The sequence below is a fragment of the Arthrobacter sp. Soil763 genome, from assembly GCF_001428365.1.
Classification (GTDB): Bacteria; Actinomycetota; Actinomycetes; order Actinomycetales; family Micrococcaceae; genus Arthrobacter.
The window spans coordinates 1,158,013-1,175,490 of the sequence record NZ_LMSH01000002.1; the positions used below are offsets into that span (position 1 = coordinate 1,158,013).

Genomic DNA, 17,478 nt, shown 5'->3' on the forward strand with positions numbered 1-17,478 from the left:
GTGGCGCGGCCCTTGCCGGTGCCGGGGTGCGGCGCCCTGCCGCGCGCCGTCGGCCGGTTTGAGTCCGTCCGGAAGATCAGGCTAAGATGGTACGTCGGTCATATGTTCAACAGGAGTTCTCATTAAACGAGATGCTAGTTCGCCCCTGGCGTTCGACGTCAAGGACCTCGGACGCAGTCCGGGAAGCATGCGGACACTGAAGGAACATGTACCCGCACCAAGTGACCTTGGTGTGGCGCTCATTGGTGTGCAGGAAGGCTCGGATGTCGAGCTGGATCTGCGCCTGGAGGCCGTACACGAAGGAATTCTGGTTTCGGGAACCGCGAACGTCGAAGTAACGGGCGAATGCGGCCGATGCCTGGATCCCCTTGCGTATGACCTTGAGGTCAATGTGCAAGAACTGTTCTTCTACGGGGACGCCGAGTTCCCGGACGAAGAAGATGAAGAAGAGCAACGTCGAGTCGAGCACGATCTGATCGATCTTGAGCCGGTGTTGCGGGACGCAGTGGTCACCATGCTGCCGTTCCAGCCGGTGTGCCGGGAAGACTGCCAAGGCCTGTGCTCCGAATGCGGAGTCCGCCTGGAAGACGAGCCGGGGCACCACCACGAGGTCGTAGATCCTCGCTGGGCTGCCCTAGCCGACCTGGCTAAGCCTGACCGGCAAAACTGATTTGTAAGTGTTGGACTAGAGAGAAATGAGTTAGCCGTGGCTGTTCCCAAGCGGAAAATGTCTCGCTCGAATACCCGCGCCCGCCGCTCCCAGTGGAAGGCAACCGCCCCCCACCTGGTGAAGACCGTAGAGAACGGCCAGGTTGTTTACAGCCTGCCGCACCAGGCAAAGGTCGTTACCGACTCGGCTGGCACCGCGCTGTTCCTTGAGTACAAGGGCCGCAAGGTCGCAGACGTCTAATCCGCCAACAGGCTGACTAAGATGTCTTCAACTGAAGAGCTTCTGAAGCGTCTCGGTGTCTCTATTGACGCCGGGACGCTTCGTCTTGCTCTGACACACCGTTCCTACGCCTACGAAAACGGCGGCATCCCCACCAACGAGCGGCTCGAGTTCCTGGGCGACTCAATCCTGGGGTTCTCCGTGACGGACGCGCTCTACCGGGACAACCCGGACCTGCCCGAAGGGGATCTGGCCAAGCGGCGCTCCGCCGTCGTCAGCACCCGGGCGCTGGCCGGCATCGGCCGCAGCATCGGGCTGGGGGAGTACATCTACCTGGGCCAGGGCGAGAAGCTCACCCAGGGCAAGAACAAGGCCTCAATCCTGGCGGACACCATGGAGGCGCTGATCGGCGCCACCTACCTGTCCAATGACCTGGAGACCGCCCGCCAGCTGGTGATGCGGCTGATCGGGCCGCTGCTGAAGGACGCTGCGGTGCTCGGCGCCGGCACGGACTGGAAAACCAGCATCCAGGAGCTCGCCGCCAGCCGCCAGCTCGGCACCATCAACTATCTCGTGGAGGGCTCCGGCCCGGACCACGCCCGGTCGTTCGTGGCGGTGCTGCGGATCGGCGGCACGGACTACGGCACCGGGTCGGGCAACTCGAAGAAGGAAGCCGAGCAGGAAGCCGCGGCCGACGCCTGGCGCCGGCTCACCGCCCCCGCTGGCGCCCAGTCGACCGACGCCGGGGACGCCGGACCTTCAGAAGCTGCCTCATCCAACGCCCCGCCTTCCGCGGCGCCGGCCAGCAGCTAGGCAGCGGCCTTGCCTGAACTTCCCGAGGTGGAGGTGGTCCGGCGCGGACTCGTGAGCTGGGTGCGGGGCCGGACCATCACCGCCGTCGAGGTCCTGGACCCGCGGTCCCTGCGCCGGCACGCCCTGGGGCCGGAGGACTTCGCCGGCAACCTCGAGGGGGCCCGCGTCCTGGACGTGGTCCGGCGCGGCAAGTTCCTGTGGATGCCGCTGGCGGACACGCCCGGCCATCCCGGGACTCCCGCCGTCGCGCTGATGGCGCACCTGGGTATGTCCGGGCAACTGCTGATGCAGGACCCCGACGTCCCGGACGAAAAGCACCTGAAGGTCCGGCTGCGGCTCAGTCCGGCCGCGGGCATGCCCGAGGAGCTCCGGTTCGTGGACCAGCGGATCTTCGGCGGCCTGTTCCTCACCTCGCTGGTTCCCACCGCCGACGGCGGACCGGGCGGTCTGGCGGAGACCCCGCTCCCGCTGATCGCTGAGGAAGCCTCCCACATCGCCCGGGACCCGCTGGACCCGCACTTCTCCTTTGAGACCTTTTATCGGCGCCTCCGGGCCCGCCGGACCGGGCTCAAACGCGCCCTGCTGGACCAGGGCCTGGTTTCCGGGATCGGCAACATCTACGCCGACGAGGCGCTCTGGCTGGCCAGGCTACACTACGCCCGGCCCACGGACACGCTGCGCCGCGGCGAGGCGCAGCGGGTCCTCGACGCCGCCCGGCAGGTCATGACGGACGCGCTGGCCGCGGGCGGGACCAGCTTCGATTCGCTGTACGTCAACGTCAACGGCGCCTCCGGCTACTTCGAACGGTCCCTGAATGCCTACGGCCGCGAGGGCCGCGAATGCCGCCGTTGCGCCGAAGCGGGGATCGTCAGCCTGCTCAAGCGCGAGCAGTTCATGAACCGCTCCTCCTACACCTGCCCGGTCTGCCAGCCGAAGCCGCGCAACGGCCGCTGGTAACAGAAGTCAGCGCCCGCCGTAGTGCCGGGCCAGCCGCTCCAGTCCCTCATCCAGCGACACCGCCGGCGTCCAGTCCAGCAGCGCCCGGGTCTGGCGCTGGTCGAACCAGTGCGCGGTGGACAGCTGCTCGGCGAGGAACCGGGTCATCGGCGGCTCCTCCGTCCTGCCGGCCCGGAGCCAGGCCTTCTCCACCACGGAGCCGGCCGCCCGCGCCAGCCGGCCCGGGACGTGCCAGGCCGGGGCCGGTACGCCGCCGGCGGCGCAGATGCCCGCCAGCAGTTCGCCCACCGGGCGCGGTTCGCCGTTCGTGACCACCAGGGCCCGGCCGTGGATGTGGTCCATCCGGTGCAGCGCGGCCACGATCGCCGACGCCGCGTTGTCGACGTACGTGGTGTCGATCAGCGCCGCGCCGGCATCAAGCAACGGCAGGCGGCCCCGGCGGGCCCGGTCCAGCACCCGCTCCACCAGCTGCGTGTCGCCCGGGCCCCAGACCACGTGCGGCCGCACCGCCGCGACCCGCAGTTCCGGTGAGTCGGCGGCCAGGGCCAGCAGCTCCGCCGCGGCCTTGGTGCGCGCATAGTCGCCGTGCGCGCCGGCCGGGTCCGCCGGTTCGGCGCCCAGCCCGGCGATCGCGGCCCCGGAGTTCGCCACCGAGGGGGAGGAAACGAACACCAGCCCGCGCACCCCGGCGTCCCGCGCGGCACGCAGCAGCCGGCGGGTTCCCTCGATGTTCACCTCGTCGAAATCCGCCGCGCGGCCGGTAAAGGAGACCTTCGCGGCGAGATGGATGACGCCCTCGGCGCCGGCCACCGCGCGGCGGAGCGCGCCGTCGTCGGACAGGGACCCGCGGACGTCGGTCGCGCCGGCCACGCCGGAGGGGCGGCGCTGGAACGTGGTGACGGCATGTCCCTGCCGCAGCAGCAGTTTCGCTACCTCGCCGCCGAGCAGCCCGCTCGCGCCGGTGACCAGGACCCTCATGGCGTGCCCGGCCGGCCGCCGGCAAGCACCCGTGTGGCCCAGCGGGCCAGGCGGGTCCGGTCGATCTTGGCGTTGTGCCGGATGTCGGTCGGCTGGGACGGCACGGTGAGCACGGCCGACACCTCGACGCCGGACCCACGGGCGGCGGCGCGCACGCGCCCGGCCAGCTCCGGGGCCGCGGGTCCTGCCCGGCGGACCGGGGGCTCCGTTTCGACGGCGGCGGCCACGGCCTGGGTCCCGGCCGGCCCGACCCCGACGACGGCGGCCAGGCCGACGCCGTCGAGCTGTTCGATGGCCTGTTCCGCCCCGACGGGGGTCACCGCGGCGCCGGGCGTCGTAACGACGTGCGCGAGCCGGCCCTCCACCCAGAGCCGGCCGGCAGCGTCGAAGTGTCCGACGTCCCCGGTGCGGTGCCAGCCCGGGGTGCGGACGCTCTCGCGCTGGGTCAGCCAGAGCCGGTCGTAGCTGTCCTTCACGTGCGGCGCGCTGACCAGGATTTCCCCGGTTACCCCGGGATCTGTGACCGGCGAATCCCCGGGGGCGGTGCCGTCCGCGGCGAGCGGGACGACGGCGGCGCGTGCGCCGTGCACCGGCCGGCCCACGCAGACGCCGTTCCCGGCTCCCGCGACGGTGCCGGCGGCGGCGTCGGCCTCCGCGGCGCGGATTTCGTCCAGGCTGATGTCGGTCACGGGCAGCGCCTCGGTCATGCCGTAGGGGGTGTGCAGTGACGCGGCCGGCACCAGACGCTGCACCTCCTCCAGCAGCGCAGCCGGAACCGGCGCACCCGCGGAGAGCAGCAGTTCCACCCGGGCCAGCGCGGCCTGCCCGGCAGGGTCCAGTCCGGACGCGGTCGCGAGGACATTGCGCAGCGCCGCGGGGGAGGCGAAGACGACGGTGGCGTCGATGGCGGCCGCGGCGTCGGCGAGGGCGCGGGCGGTCAGCGTCCGGGGCAGGGTCACGTCCATGGCGGGCGTGACGGAGACGGCGCCCAGTGCCGGGCCGAGCAGCGCGAACGGAGCGAAGCCGGCCACCAGGCGGGCGCCCGGCCGGATCCCCAGGGTTGCTGCCACGGTGTCCCGCGTCGCGGCCAGTTGCCGGTGGGTGTACAGCACGCCCTTGGCCGGGCCGGTGGAACCGGAGGTGAAGAGCACCGCGGCCGGGTCATCCGGCGCGGGTGCCGGGAGCCGGTCCGCCGCCTCGGCGGACGCGCCGCAGCGGGTGAGTTCGTCAAGGGAGGTTTCGACGCGCAGGATCCGGCGGCGGGCGGCCGGCAGGTCCCGGACGCTGATGCGCCGGCCGGACCAGCCGAGCGCCGCGGCGGCCGCCAGGGCCCGGTCGATGCCGATCAGGAAGTCCGGGGTCGCGCCCTTGACGGCGCGGCTCAGGCCGCGGGTGCCGAGGCCGGCGTCGGCGACGACCACCACCGCGCCCAGCCGGAGGCACGCATACAGGACGACCGTCAGGTCCACCCCCGGCGGCACCATCAGGCTGACCCGGCTTCCGGACCGCACGCCGGCGTCGTGCAGGCCCGCGGCGAGGTGCGTGATGCTGTCCTCCAGGTCGCTCCAGCTCAGCGAGCGGGCCGTGTGCCTGTCCGCGGCCATTTCGGCGACGGCGGTGTCACCGGCGGCTGTCCCGGAGGCCAGCGATGTCAACGGAGCCCAGAGCGGTTCCCACGCTGCGCCCCCGGGGTGGGGCGTCAACTGTCCGTTCGGCGGGGCGGTGGCCTCGGGGTGGGGCGTGAACTGTCCGTTCGGCGGTCTGGTGGCCTCGGGGCGGGGCGTGAACTGTCCGTTCGGCGGGGCGGTGGCCTCGGGGTGGGGCGTGAACTGTCCGTTCGGCCCCAAGGAGTCGGCGAGCCAGTCAAAGATGGGCGAGGCGATGTCGCGGTCCTCGGCGAGCAGGTGCCCGGCACCTTCGAAGCGGTGCACCCTGGCCTGCGGCAGCCGGCCGATCAGGTCCTTGAGGTAGCGGTCGGAGAAGATCGGGTCGCGCGGGCCCCACAGCATCAGGGCCGGGACGTCCAGGCCGCGCACGCCCTCCGCGACGCGCGTCAGCGCCGGGTAGCTCGGATGCGAGGCGTCCGCCGGGATGTCCGCGACGAAGTTCCCCACGCCCGTCCGACGCCCGGCGCCGCGGTAGGGGGCCCTGAACGCGGCGCGGACCGCGGGGGCGAGCTGCCGGCGTGCCAGGGCGTGCGTGACCTGCAGGAACGCCGGGGTCGTCGTTGTTCCCCAGCGGTGCACCGCCGGGTGCAGGGCCAGCCGCAGGGCCGGAGGGATGGGGGTGCCGTCGGGCTGGTGGACGGCGGTGTTGGTCAGCACCACCCCGGCGAGCTGGTCCCGGTGTGACAGCGCCCAGCCGAGGCTGATTACCCCGCCCCAGTCGTGGCCGACGGTGACGACCGGGCCGTCCAGGCCGAGCGCAGCGGTGAGGTCGCCGAGGTCGGTGATCCGGTCCGCCAGGCGCCGGAACGTGCCGGTCCGCTCGGAGAAGCCCATGTCCAGCTGGTCCACTGCCACCACGCGCCACGGGCGGGCGGGGTTGGACCCGGCGGCCAGCAGGCTGCGCCACAGGTAGGACCAGGTGGGGTTGCCGTGCACGCACAGCAGCGTCCCTTCCGGGGTGAGGCCGCGGAGGGCGAGCTCCGCGCCGTTATCGAGCAGGTGCCAGCGCCGCACGGTGCCGGGTTCGTCGGCGGCGGAGCTGGAGGGCACGTCGAGTTCGCGCGACCAGGCAGGGTCGGCGCCGGGCCAGTCCGCGGCTACCAAACGATTTCCACCATTGCGGTGTTCAGGCCGGACCCGACGCCCATGCAGAGCACGCGGTCGCCGGCGGCCAGGGTCTGCGATTCTGCGGCGAGGGTCATCGGCAGTGACGCCGGGCCCACGTTGCCCCAGTGCGGGAAGGTGATCGGGACCCGGTCCGGGTCCAGGCCGATCGCGTCGATGATGGCCTGGGTGTAGGCGTTGCTCACCTGGTGGGTCACGTAGCGGTCCATCGCGGCCCAGTCCCACTCCGGCTGCGCCTCCCGCCACGCGTCGACCACCAGCTCCAGGCCGCCGTCGAGCAGTCCCTTGGTGTCCGTGGCCATGCCGTCGACGCCGCCGACGCACAGCTCGTGGTGTTCGGTGCCGGCCCGCATCACCCCGCCCAGGATCCGGTGCGCGCCCGGATGCAGGTCCGCCGGGCCGAGGACCGCCGCGGCGGCGCCGGAGCCCAGCGTGAGGGTGGCGAACTCGCGGTTGAAGTCCTCGCGGGTCGTTTCGGGCCGCTGCAGCCGGGCCAGGGTGGCCTCCTGCGTGGCCTGGGCGTCCTCGCCGTTGACGATCATCGCGTACTTGATCTGGCCGGAGTCGATCATGTTGGCTGCCAGCGTCATGCCGTTCACGAAGCCCAGGCAGGCGTTGGCGAGGTCGAAGTTCATCGCCGACGACGGCAGGCCCAGCCCGTGATGGATTTTCACCGCCACGGAGGGCTCCAGGTTCCGACGCGTCACGGACGTGTTGATCAGCAGGCCAACCTCGGCGGCCTCGACGCCGGATTCGGCCAGCGCCTTCGCGCCGGCCTCGATCGCGGCGTCGTCGAAGGAGGTCCCCGGCGCCCACCAGCGCCGGTGCGTGACGCCGGCGACGCGCTCCAGGAGCCTCGGCGGGAACTTCAGCCGCCGCAGGGTCACCGCCAGGCGCCGGTCGAAATCCGAAGAGCTGACTATTGTCGGAGCTTCGACGCTGCTGACCGAGAGCAACGCAGTGTTGCTGTGCCGGAATGTTGCATTCCCTACCAAATCAAAGCCCCTGTTCATATCCGTCCCGCACCGGTCGGCAAAGAAACCACCGCTGAGCGCAGGCCCAAGACCCTTAACTATGCCCCCTGCGGCTTTGTTCCCGCCGACGCAGAGGTCCCCGGACGACGGCGGGGGCCGGGCCCGCAGGACGCGGGCGTGCCGGTGGCGCCGGAATTGTGCCGCCGGCGCAGGCGGGCTGCGCGGGATTGTCCGGGCCGCGCAGTAGATTGGAGGTACCCGGGACGCGCCGCGTCCGCCAAGCAGGAGACCCGAAACACCTTGCACCTCAAGAGCCTGACCGTCCGCGGATTCAAGTCGTTCGCCTCCGCGACGACTTTCGAATTCGAACCCGGCGTGACCGCCGTGGTGGGCCCCAACGGCTCCGGCAAGTCCAACGTGGTGGATGCCCTGTCCTGGGTGATGGGGGAGCAGGGCGCCAAAACCCTGCGCGGCGGCAAGATGGAGGACGTCATCTTCGCCGGAACCTCGGGCCGGCCGCCGCTGGGCCGCGCGCACGTCTCACTCACCATCGACAACAGCGACGGCGCCCTGCCGATCGATTACAGCGAGGTGACGATCTCCCGCACGCTGTTCCGCACCGGCGGCTCCGAATACGCCATCAACGGCGCCGGCTGCCGCCTGCTGGATATCCAGGAGCTGCTCTCCGATTCGGGCCTGGGCCGGGAGATGCACGTCATCGTCGGGCAGGGGCAGCTGGACAAGGTGCTGCACGCCACCCCGGAAGACCGCCGCGGCTTCATCGAGGAAGCGGCAGGCATCCTCAAGCACCGCCGGCGCAAGGAAAAGACAGTCCGCAAGCTGGAAGCGATGCAGGCCAACCTCGCCCGGCTCAGCGACCTGACCGGGGAAATCCGCCGCCAGCTCACCCCGCTGGGCAAGCAGGCCGAGGTCGCCCGCCGCGCCCAGACCGTCCAGTTCGAGGTCCGCGACGCCCGCTGCCGGCTCCTGGCCGACGACCTGGTCCAGCTGCAGTCCGTCCTGGCGCAGGACGTGGCGGACGAGAGCGCGCTGAAGGCACGCCGCGCCGTCGTCGAACGCGAACTCGAAGCCGGCCGCCAGCGCCAGGGCCGCCTGGAACAGCTCGCGGCGGAGGCCACCCCCGCGCTGAACGCCGCGCGCGACAACTGGTACCAGCTTTCCTCCGGCCGGGAACGGCTGCGTTCGCTGGGTTCGCTCGCCGAGGAGCGCCGCCGCCTGCTGGGAGCCTCGGACCCCGCCCCGGACGCCGGGCGGGACCCCGAACAGCTGGAGCGGCAGGCCGCCCGGGTCAGGGCCGAACAGGCCGGGCTGGAGGCACAGATCCTCGAGCGGCGTACCGTCCTGGACGCCGCCACCGCCGCCAAGCAGGACGCCGAAGCCGCCGCGGCGGCCGAGGACAAGCGCCACGCGGCGCTGCTCCGGGCCGCGGCCGACCGACGCGAGGGCCTGGCCCGGCTCGCCGGCCAGGTGGGGGCCGCGCGGTCCCGGGTGGAGGCCGCGCAGTCCGAGCTCGGTCGGTTGCGTGAGTCCCAGATCGCCGGGGAGGAACGCCGCCGCCTCGCCCAGAGCGAATTCAGCGCTCTCGAATCCCAGGCCGCCGGCGTCGAAAACGGCGAGGAGACCCTCGACGCCGAATACGAGGCCGCGGCCGAGGCGCTGGATGCCGTGGCCGCGGAAATCGACGCCCTCAACGACGCCGAACGCGCCGCCGAGCGGGAACGCGACGCGCTCGTGGCCCGGCGCGACGCCCTGCAGCTGGGACTGAACCGCAAGGACGGTTCCGGCCACGTGATGGCCGCCGGCCTGCCCGGCGTGCTGGGCCCGCTGGCGGGCATGCTGAGCGTCGAGCCCGGGTTCGAGGCCGCCGTCGCCGCCGCACTGGGCAGCTGCTCCGACGCCGTTGTGGTTACCGGTTCCGCCGCGGCCGCCGCGGCCCTGCAGCAGCTCAAGGACGACGACGCCGGCCGGGCCGCGCTGCTGCTCGCCGGCCCGGCACCGGACACCGAGGCGGATACACCACCTGCCGCGGGGCTTCCGGACGGCGCGCGCTGGGCCGCTGACCTGGTCGCGGCCTCCTCCGGCGCGGCGGACCCGGCCGGAACTGTCGCCGCCGTCGCCCGCCTGCTGGAGCGCACCGCCGTCGTCGGGGATCTCGACGACGCCGCCCGGCTCATCGCCGCCCGGCCGGAGCTGACCGCGGTCACCCGGGGAGGGGACGTGTTCACCGCACTCACCGCCAGCGGCGGCTCGGCCACGGCGCCGTCGCTGCTGGAAGTCCAGGCCGCCGTCGATGAGGCCGCCGCCCGGCTGGCCGTCGTGGCCGCTGACCTGGAACGGCACCGTTTCGCCCGGGCCGCCGCGGAATCCCGCCGCGCCGCGGCACAGGAGCGGGCCGACGCGGCCCTGGAGAAACTGCACGACTCCGACGCCCGGCTCGCCGCCGTCGCCGAACGGCTGGGGCACCTGAACTCGGTGCTGCGCAGCGCCGTCGGCGAAAGCGAACGCCTCACCGCGTCCCTGGCCCGCGCCGAAGCGAACATCCAGGGAGAACAGGAAGCGCTGGAAGCGGTCGCCGCCCGGCTGGCCGCGGCCCAGGAGGCACCGGCGGAGGAAGAACCGTCCCCCGAGCACCGCGACGGACTCGCCACGGCCGCCGCCGCCGCGCGCGCCGCCGAGATGGAAGCCCGCCTGGCGCTGCGCAGCGCGGAAGAGCAGCTGACCGCGATCGGTAACCGTGCCTCGTCGCTGGAACGGGCCGCCGCCACCGAGCGCCGCGCCCGCGAGGAAGCCGCCGAACGGGCCCGCCGCCGCCGGCTGCAGGCCGCCCGCGCGGCCGCCGTGGCCGCCGCCGTCGGGCAGGCAGTCGGCTTCCTCGATGTCTCGGTGGAACTGGCCCGGCGGGAACGCGACGCCGCCGAGGAACGCCGCGAACAGATGGAACAGGACCTGGCCGCGGTGCGGACCGGCAACGACGCCCTCGCCCGCGAACTGGCCGAACTGACCGACTCCGTCCACCGGGACGAGCTGGCCCGCGCCCAGCAGCGCCTCCGAATCGAGGCCCTGGAGCTGCGCAGCGTCGAGGAACTCGGACTCACCCCTGACCAACTCGTCGCCGACTACGGCCCCGACCAGCCCGTGCCCGTGGCGGCCGCGGCCTCGGCGGATAAGTGGGCAGCCCTGCGCGCCCCGGTGGATGAGGACGGCCGCGACATCGTCGAAGGCACGCCCTTCGTCCGGGAGGAACAGGAAAAGCGGCTCCGCAAGGCCGAACGCGACCTCTCCGCTCTGGGCCGGGTCAACCCGCTCGCTCTGGAGGAATTCGCCGCCCTCGAGGAACGCCACCAGTTCCTGAGCAGCCAGCTCGAAGACCTCAAATCCAGCCGCAAGGACCTGCTGGACATCATCAAGGAAGTCGACGAGCGGGTCCAGAAGGTCTTCGCCGAAGCCTTCGAGGACACCGCGGCCCAGTTCGTCCGCGTCTTCGCCCGGCTGTTCCCCGGCGGCGAGGGCCGGCTGGTGCTCACCGACCCGACCGACATGCTCACCACCGGCATCGAGGTGGAGGCGCGCCCCGCCGGGAAGAAGATCAAACGGCTCTCCCTGCTCTCCGGCGGAGAACGCTCCCTGACGGCGGTCGCGCTGCTGGTCGCGATCTTCAAGGCCCGGCCTTCGCCGTTCTACGTCATGGACGAGGTGGAGGCGGCGCTGGATGACACCAACCTGGGCCGGCTGATCACCATCTTCGAGGAGCTGCGCGAATCGAGCCAGCTGATCGTCATCACGCACCAGAAGCGCACCATGGAGGTCGCCGACGCCCTCTACGGCGTCACGATGCGAGGCGACGGCGTCTCCACCGTGATCAGCCAGCGGCTGGGCGCCGACGTCTAGGCCCGGCGCCCGAAACCGGCCCTCGGGCCGGCGCCTTAAGACCGGCGATTGGGGTTATGAGAAGCTAGGGGAGTGAACGACATCCTCCCCATTATTCTGCCCATCATTGTTGCCCTGGTGGTCCTCGGTGCGCTGATTCCGGTGCTCATGAAGACCCGGAAAAATATCAAAGAGTACCCGACGCAGCGCGACGCGAACGACCCCGTGCAGGGCGCCGGCGGCGGCACGCTGCTGGAGGACCGACCGGTACCGAAGGCGCCGGACGCCGTCGACCTCGAGGGCCTGGAAACCGTCGAGGTGCCGGACAACGCCGCCGGGCTGGAGACCGTTCCGGTCGAGACCCCGCTGCCGGTGGCGGGCCGCCTGACCCGGCTGCGCGAACGCCTGGTCAAGTCCAACAACATCCTGGGCAAGGGCCTGCTGGCGCTGCTCTCCGCGGACAAGATCGATGAAAACGTCTGGGACGAGGTCGAGGAGACCCTGCTGCTGGCCGACCTCGGCACCGAACCGACCATGCAGCTCGTGGACGCCCTCCGGGAACGCGTCAAGGTCCTCGGCACCCGGTCGCCGGAGCAGGTCAAGGCGCTGCTGCGCGAGGAACTGATCAAGCTCGTTGACCCGATCATGGACCGCAGCCTGAACGTGGAACGGCACGCCGCCGCGCCCGCCGTGATGATGGTGGTCGGCGTCAACGGCGTGGGCAAGACCACCACCGTGGGCAAGCTGGCCCGCGTGCTTGTCGCCGAGGACAAGGATGTGCTGCTCGGCGCTGCCGACACCTTCCGCGCCGCTGCCGCCGAGCAGCTCGCCACCTGGGGCCAGCGCGTCGGCGTCCCCACGGTCAAGTCCGATATTGCCGGGGCGGACCCGGCGTCGGTCGCCTACGAGGCGGTCAAGGCCGGCATCGAGCAGGAAGTCGACGTCGTCATGATCGACACCGCGGGCCGGCTGCAGAACAAGGTGGGCCTGATGGACGAGCTCGGCAAGGTCAAGCGCGTGGTCGAAAAGCTCGCCGAGGTGGACGAGGTCCTGCTGGTACTGGACGCGACCACCGGCCAGAACGGCCTGAACCAGGCCCGGGTCTTCGCCGAGGTCGTGAACATCACCGGCATCGTGCTGACCAAGCTGGACGGCACCGCCAAGGGCGGCATCGTCGTTGCGATCCAGAAGTCCCTCGGCGTGCCGGTCAAGCTGGTCGGCCTGGGCGAGGGCGCGGACGACCTGGCGCCGTTCGACGCCGAAAGCTTCGTGGACGCGCTGCTGAACTAGCCGCGCTTACACCCGCAGCCGGTGCCGTTGGGACGTCCCAACGGCACCGGCTTCGGTTTAAGCGGGCTGTCGCTGGAAGGTTTCCCGGGCCAGCAGCCAGCCGGCAGCCGCGGCCAGGAGCACCCCGCCGGTCACGCCGAACGCCCAGCCGTACCCCAGCCGGTCGGCCAGCACCCCGGCGATGACCGGGCCGACGATCGCGCCGCTGTCCGAGGTCATCTGGAACACCGCCAGCACCTTCCCGCCGGAGCGTTCATTACCGACGACGTCGGCGATCGCCGCCTGCTGCGCCGGCCCCAGCAACCCGGAACCCAGGCCCGCGACTGTCGAAGCGAGCAGGAACCAGAACAGCTGGTGAGTGAAGCCGATCCCGGCGGTGGCCAGGCCGGTGACCACCAGCCCGGCGAGCATCAACGGCTTCCGTCCCAGCGTGTCCGCGAGCCGCCCGGAAAAGGTCAGGGCCGCGGCGTTGCCGGCAGCGAACACGGCCAGGGCCCAGCCGGCCGAGGACGAGCCCGCGCCGAGCGCCGCGACCGCGAAGAGCGGCACCGTCGCCATCCGGACCCCGAAGGTCGCCCAGCCGTTGGCGAAGCTCGAGGCCAGCCCGGCCCGGTAGGCGCTGTCCCGCAGCGCCTCCCGGAGCAGCATCGGCGGCGCCGCCGCCCCCGCCTCCCGGGACCCCGCGGGGACGTGGCTGAGCTGGGTCTGCACGACGGCGGCCGCCAGCACGAGCGCCGCCGCATAGGCCAGGAACGGCACCCGCAGGCCGAAGCCGGCCAGCAGCCCGCCGACGATCGGCCCGCACACGTTGCCGATCAGGAAGGCCGAGGCGTACGCGCCGGAAACCCGGCCGCGGCTCTCCGGCGGCGCCAGCCGGACCACCAGGGCCATCGACGCGACCGTGAACATCACCGATCCGGCGCCGCCGAGGCCGCGGAAAATCAGCAGCTGCCAGTAGTCCTGGGCGAAGGCGCAGGCCGCCGTCGACGCGGCCACGATCAGCAGCCCGGCCACATACACCGGGCGTTCGCCCAGCTTTACGATCAGCGCCCCGCCGGCCGGGGCAAATAGCAGGCGCATGAACGCGAAGATGCTGACAATCACCGCCGCCGCGGTCGCACCGACGTCGAACGTCGTGGCGAACTGGGGGAGCACCGGCGCCACGAGGCCGAAGCCCAGCGCGATCAGGAAGGCCGCGACCAGCATCACCTTGATGTCCCGGGGCAGGCGCGGGCCGCCAGTGCGCCGGAGCAGGGCCGGGAGGCGGGTTCCGTTGGCGGGCGGGGTTGTTTTGCTCATGGTGCTGCTTTCGGTGCCGGAAGGAAGGCGGGAGGGGAGTAGAAGCGCGTGAAACATAACCGTAACAAGCGCGAGATGCACCATTTACGTCCGGGAGGTTCCTGTAACAACCCGGCAATCTAAAACCTCTGCCGGTGAAACACTGCGCCAGCAGACTCTTTCGTAGAACGCAATCCGCGTTGGGGCAGGCGGAGCGATCCGCCGGACATCAACAATTCGCATCGCACTTATTTCTACGCAAGGGAGGACGTGCACCATGGAACTTACCGCAGGTCACGTATGGCTGATGGTGGCAGCAGCGCTCGTGCTGTTCATGACACCGGGACTGGCATTTTTCTACGGCGGCATGACGCGCGCCAAGGCCGCACTGAACATGATGATGATGAGCTTCATCTCCATCGGCATGGTCGGCGTCGTCTGGGTGCTGTGGGGCGCCTCGATGAGCTCCGGGCAAGGCTTCCTGGAAATCGTCGGCAACCCGTTCGCCACCTTCGGGCTCGAGGGCATCGACACCCCCGACGGGCTGATCAAGGTCGGCTACGCGTCGACCTTCGCCATCATCACCGTCGCCCTAATCAGCGGCGCGATCGCGGACCGGGCCAAGTTCGGCGCCTGGAGCGTGTTCGTGCCGGTGTGGGTCACCCTGGTGTACTGCCCGCTGGCCTTCATGGTCTGGGGCGGCGGGCTCTTCGGCCCCGAGGGTGAACTCGGCAAGGCCCTCGGCCCGGCCATCGACTTCGCCGGCGGCACCGTGGTCCACATCAACGCCGGCGTCGCGGCCCTGGTCCTGGTCCTGATCATCGGCAACCGCCGCGGCTTCGGCAAGGACCCGAACCACCGCCCGCACAACATCCCGTTCGTCATGCTCGGAGCCGCCATCCTCTGGTTCGGCTGGTTCGGCTTCAACGCCGGTGCGGCCACGACGGCGGAACAGGCTGGCCTCATCTGGGTCAACACCCTCGCAGCCCCGGCCGCGGCCATGCTCGGCTGGCTCGTCACCGAACGGATCCGCGACGGCCACCCGACCTCCCTCGGCGCCGCCTCCGGCGTCGTCGCCGGCCTGGTCGCCATCACCCCGGCCTGCGCCAACGTCAGCCCGGTCGGTGCGCTCGGCCTGGGCGTCGTGGCCGGCGTGGCCTCCGCGCTGGCCGTCGGCCTGAAGTTCCGCTGGGGCTTCGATGACTCGCTCGACGTCGTCGGCGTCCACCTCGTCTCCGGCATCATCGGCACCGTGGCGCTGGGCTTCATCGCCGTCCCGGCCGACGGCGTCGGCGGCGGCCTGTTCTACGGCGGCGGACTCACCCAGCTCTGGGCGCAGCTCGCCGTGGCCGCGGTGGCGATCGTCTACTCGGCCGTGCTGACCGCGGTGATCGCCCTGGCGATCCACAAGACGATGGGCTTCCGGGTCTCCCAGGAGCAGGAAGTCGTGGGCGTGGACCTGAGCCTGCACGCCGAAACGGCGTACGAGTTCGGCGTCGGCGGCCACGGCGGAAGCTTCCAGCCGCTCCACGAGCTGATCACCGGCAAGCCGCTGGCCGAGGGCGCTGAGGCACCGGCAGGCGCTCCGGCTGCTGCGCCGGCCGGGGCCGCCGTGGACACCGCTTCGAACGGCCAGAAGACCGCTGCAGGCAAGGAAAGTGTGGAAGCATGAAACTGATCACCGCAATTGTCCGTCCGGAAAAGCTCGACGCGATCCGGGAAGGCCTGGAAGCCTACGGGGTGCAGGGCCTGACCGTCAGCGCGGCCAGCGGCTACGGCCGGCAGCGCGGCTACACCGAGGTGTACCGCGGCGCCGAGTACAACGTGGACCTGCTGCCCAAGATCAGGGTCGAGGTGCTGGCCACTGACGAACAGGCCGACGACATCCTGGACGTCATCATCGCCAGCTCCAACACCGGCCGGGCCGGTGACGGGAAGGTCTGGAGCGTGGATGTCTTCGAGGCCGTCCGGGTCCGCACCGGAGAACGCGGCGCGGCAGCCATCTAAGCGGCAGCCCCCCAGTCGCACCGCGCTGTCGGACCGCGATCGGGGGCTGCGACAGCGGGCCGGGCACCTGAAAAGGTGTCCGGCCCCGCTTTTTGCTGCCCGCTTTTGCCGCTCGGTGCCCGGTGCGCCGGCGCGGCGGCTAGGCCGGCCAGCCCTCGGGACCGTCGGAGCCGGCAGGGTATTCCTCCAGCGGCACGCTGTCCCGGGCCCAGGCCTTGAGCACGGGTTCGAGGATGCGCCAGCAGTCTTCGGCGGTGTCGCCGCGGACGCTCAGCAGCGGATCGCCGGTGAGCACGCCCTCCAGGACTTCGCCGTAGGGCAGCAGCTCGGAGGCGCTCAGTTCGGCCTGCAGGGTGGCCCGGTCCAGGCTGAGCACGTTGCCGGGGCCGTTGACGTCGACGTCGAACTGCAGCGTGTCCGGGCCGAACCCGATCCTCAGCTGGTTGGGGGAGTCGACGCCGGTGAAGCCGCGGGGCAGGTGCGGGACGGGCCGGAAGGTGACCACGGCTTCCTTGCGCTTGGTGCCGAGTGCCTTGCCGGAGCGGAGGATGAACGGCACGCCCTGCCAGCGCCAGTTGTCGATGTCCACCTGCACCTCGGCCAGGGTCTCGGTGTTCCGCGAGGCGTCCACGCCCTCTTCCTTGGCGTAGTCCGGGACCTGGCGGCCGCCCAGGGTGCCGGCGGTGTACCGGGCGCGGCGGGTGTTCCTGGCGTAGGGGGCCTTGATGCTGCTGGCGCGCAGCAGGGTGGCGACGGCGTCGCGGAGGTCGCGTTCGTCCACGGAAGCCGGCGGTTCAATCGCCATCAGCGCCATGATCTGCAGGAGGTGGCTCTGGATCATGTCCCGCAGCGCGCCGGCGCCGTCGTAGTAGCGGGCCCGGCCCTCCAGCGCGAGGTCCTCGTCGAAGATGATTTCCACCTTTTCGATGTGTTCCCGGTTCCACACCGGTTCCAGGAACGTGTTCGCAAAACGCAGGCCCAGGATGTTCAGCACCGTCGCCTTGCCCAGGAAGTGGTCCACCCGGTGGATGTGGTCCTCGGGGACCAGGGCGGCCAGGGTCCGGTTCAGCTCGCGGGCGGATTCCTCGCTGGAGCCGAAGGGCTTTTCCATCACCAGCCGCGTCCCGGCGGGAACGTCGTCGGGGGTGAGGGCCTGGCAGGCGCGCTCGCTGATCTTCGGCGGCAGCGCGAAGTAGACGGCGACGGGGCCTTCCAGCCCAGCGATCAGCTTGGCCAGCTGGCCTTCGGCCGTGACGTCGAGCTGGCGGTACGCGGTGGTTTCGCGGATCCGCTTGAGTTCCCGTTTACCGGCCGAATCGGCCTGGGAGTTCGCGTCGGCGAAGGAGGTCTCGAGGCGTTCGAGCCACTGGTCCTCGGTCCAGTCGTCGGAGCCCGCGCCGACCAGGGTCAGGCCCTGGGCGTGGCCCCTGGCCACCAGCCGGGCGAGGCCCGGAAGCAGCAGCCGGCCGGTCAGGTCGCCCGAGGCGCCGAGGATGAGCAGGGTTTTTACCGTTGGTTGACTGGTCACCTAAGCCAGCATGCCATCTTGAAGGCGCGTCTTGATACCCTAGATAGTCGAGTCCCGTTGTCGAGGCAGTTCGTTCCGGCGAAT

13 protein-coding genes are annotated in these 17,478 nt (G+C 71.2%); 8 read left to right on the plus strand and 5 right to left on the minus strand.

Annotated elements, in window-relative coordinates; all coding sequences use genetic code 11:
- Positions 1-145 precede the first annotated feature (145 nt).
- From ASG71_RS16385 to mutM, 4 genes are read left to right on the plus strand one after another with little or no spacing between them, the layout of a single operon-like run.
- Positions 146-670, plus strand: coding sequence for a YceD family protein (locus ASG71_RS16385; protein WP_082574983.1), 525 nt, complete (start codon positions 146-148; stop codon positions 668-670).
- Between the two features lie 36 nt (positions 671-706).
- Positions 707-910: a 50S ribosomal protein L32 gene (rpmF, locus tag ASG71_RS09010; protein WP_056738282.1), complete on the plus strand. Its 204-nt coding sequence runs from the start codon at positions 707-709 to the stop codon at positions 908-910.
- 21 nt (positions 911-931) lie between these two features.
- Positions 932-1,702: a ribonuclease III gene (gene rnc / locus ASG71_RS09015; protein ID WP_056738283.1), complete on the plus strand. Its 771-nt coding sequence runs from the start codon at positions 932-934 to the stop codon at positions 1,700-1,702.
- 9 nt (positions 1,703-1,711) lie between these two features.
- Positions 1,712-2,659 carry a bifunctional DNA-formamidopyrimidine glycosylase/DNA-(apurinic or apyrimidinic site) lyase gene (mutM, locus tag ASG71_RS09020; RefSeq protein WP_056738284.1) on the plus strand — a complete coding sequence of 316 codons (948 nt, stop codon included), beginning with the start codon at positions 1,712-1,714 and terminating at the stop codon, positions 2,657-2,659.
- 6 nt (positions 2,660-2,665) lie between these two features.
- Here mutM and ASG71_RS09025 read toward each other — a convergent pair whose 3' ends face one another.
- From ASG71_RS09025 to ASG71_RS09035, 3 genes are read right to left on the minus strand one after another with little or no spacing between them, the layout of a single operon-like run.
- Positions 2,666-3,637 (minus strand): NAD-dependent epimerase/dehydratase family protein, encoded by a 972-nt coding sequence (locus ASG71_RS09025; protein ID WP_056738285.1) that lies wholly within the window; start codon positions 3,635-3,637, stop codon positions 2,666-2,668.
- Positions 3,634-6,408 (minus strand): alpha/beta fold hydrolase, encoded by a 2,775-nt coding sequence (locus ASG71_RS09030; protein ID WP_056738286.1) that lies wholly within the window; start codon positions 6,406-6,408, stop codon positions 3,634-3,636. The genes ASG71_RS09025 and ASG71_RS09030 overlap by 4 nt, the downstream gene beginning before the upstream one ends.
- Positions 6,402-7,424 carry a 3-oxoacyl-ACP synthase III gene (locus tag ASG71_RS09035; RefSeq protein ID WP_056738684.1) on the minus strand — a complete coding sequence of 341 codons (1,023 nt, stop codon included), beginning with the start codon at positions 7,422-7,424 and terminating at the stop codon, positions 6,402-6,404. Before ASG71_RS09035 ends, ASG71_RS09030 begins: the two co-directional genes overlap by 7 nt.
- Before the next feature lie 279 nt (positions 7,425-7,703).
- Between ASG71_RS09035 and smc the strand changes: the two genes are divergently transcribed.
- Together smc and ftsY are read left to right on the plus strand one after the other, a co-directional pair.
- Positions 7,704-11,312: a chromosome segregation protein SMC gene (gene smc, locus ASG71_RS09040; protein WP_200947956.1), complete on the plus strand. Its 3,609-nt coding sequence runs from the start codon at positions 7,704-7,706 to the stop codon at positions 11,310-11,312.
- Between the two features lie 72 nt (positions 11,313-11,384).
- Positions 11,385-12,581, plus strand: a complete 1,197-nt coding sequence (gene ftsY / locus ASG71_RS09045) for a signal recognition particle-docking protein FtsY (protein WP_056738287.1) — start codon at positions 11,385-11,387, stop codon at positions 12,579-12,581.
- A gap of 57 nt (positions 12,582-12,638) precedes the next feature.
- Here the strand turns inward: ftsY and ASG71_RS09050 are convergent, their stop codons facing one another.
- Positions 12,639-13,880, minus strand: a complete 1,242-nt coding sequence (locus tag ASG71_RS09050; RefSeq protein ID WP_082574984.1) for an MFS transporter — start codon at positions 13,878-13,880, stop codon at positions 12,639-12,641.
- Positions 13,881-14,136: 256 nt separating this feature from the next.
- Between ASG71_RS09050 and ASG71_RS09055 the strand changes: the two genes are divergently transcribed.
- Positions 14,137-15,531: an ammonium transporter gene (locus ASG71_RS09055; protein WP_056738288.1), complete on the plus strand. Its 1,395-nt coding sequence runs from the start codon at positions 14,137-14,139 to the stop codon at positions 15,529-15,531.
- Entirely contained in the window at positions 15,528-15,866 is a 339-nt protein-coding gene (locus ASG71_RS09060; RefSeq protein WP_056738289.1) for a P-II family nitrogen regulator, read from the plus strand. The genes ASG71_RS09055 and ASG71_RS09060 overlap by 4 nt, the downstream gene beginning before the upstream one ends.
- Before the next feature lie 139 nt (positions 15,867-16,005).
- On the opposite strand, the gene ASG71_RS09065 is transcribed toward ASG71_RS09060, so the two are convergent.
- On the minus strand, positions 16,006-17,394 hold the full coding sequence (locus ASG71_RS09065; RefSeq protein WP_056738290.1) for a glucose-6-phosphate dehydrogenase: 1,389 nt from the start codon (positions 17,392-17,394) through the stop codon (positions 16,006-16,008).
- Positions 17,395-17,478 lie beyond the last annotated feature (84 nt).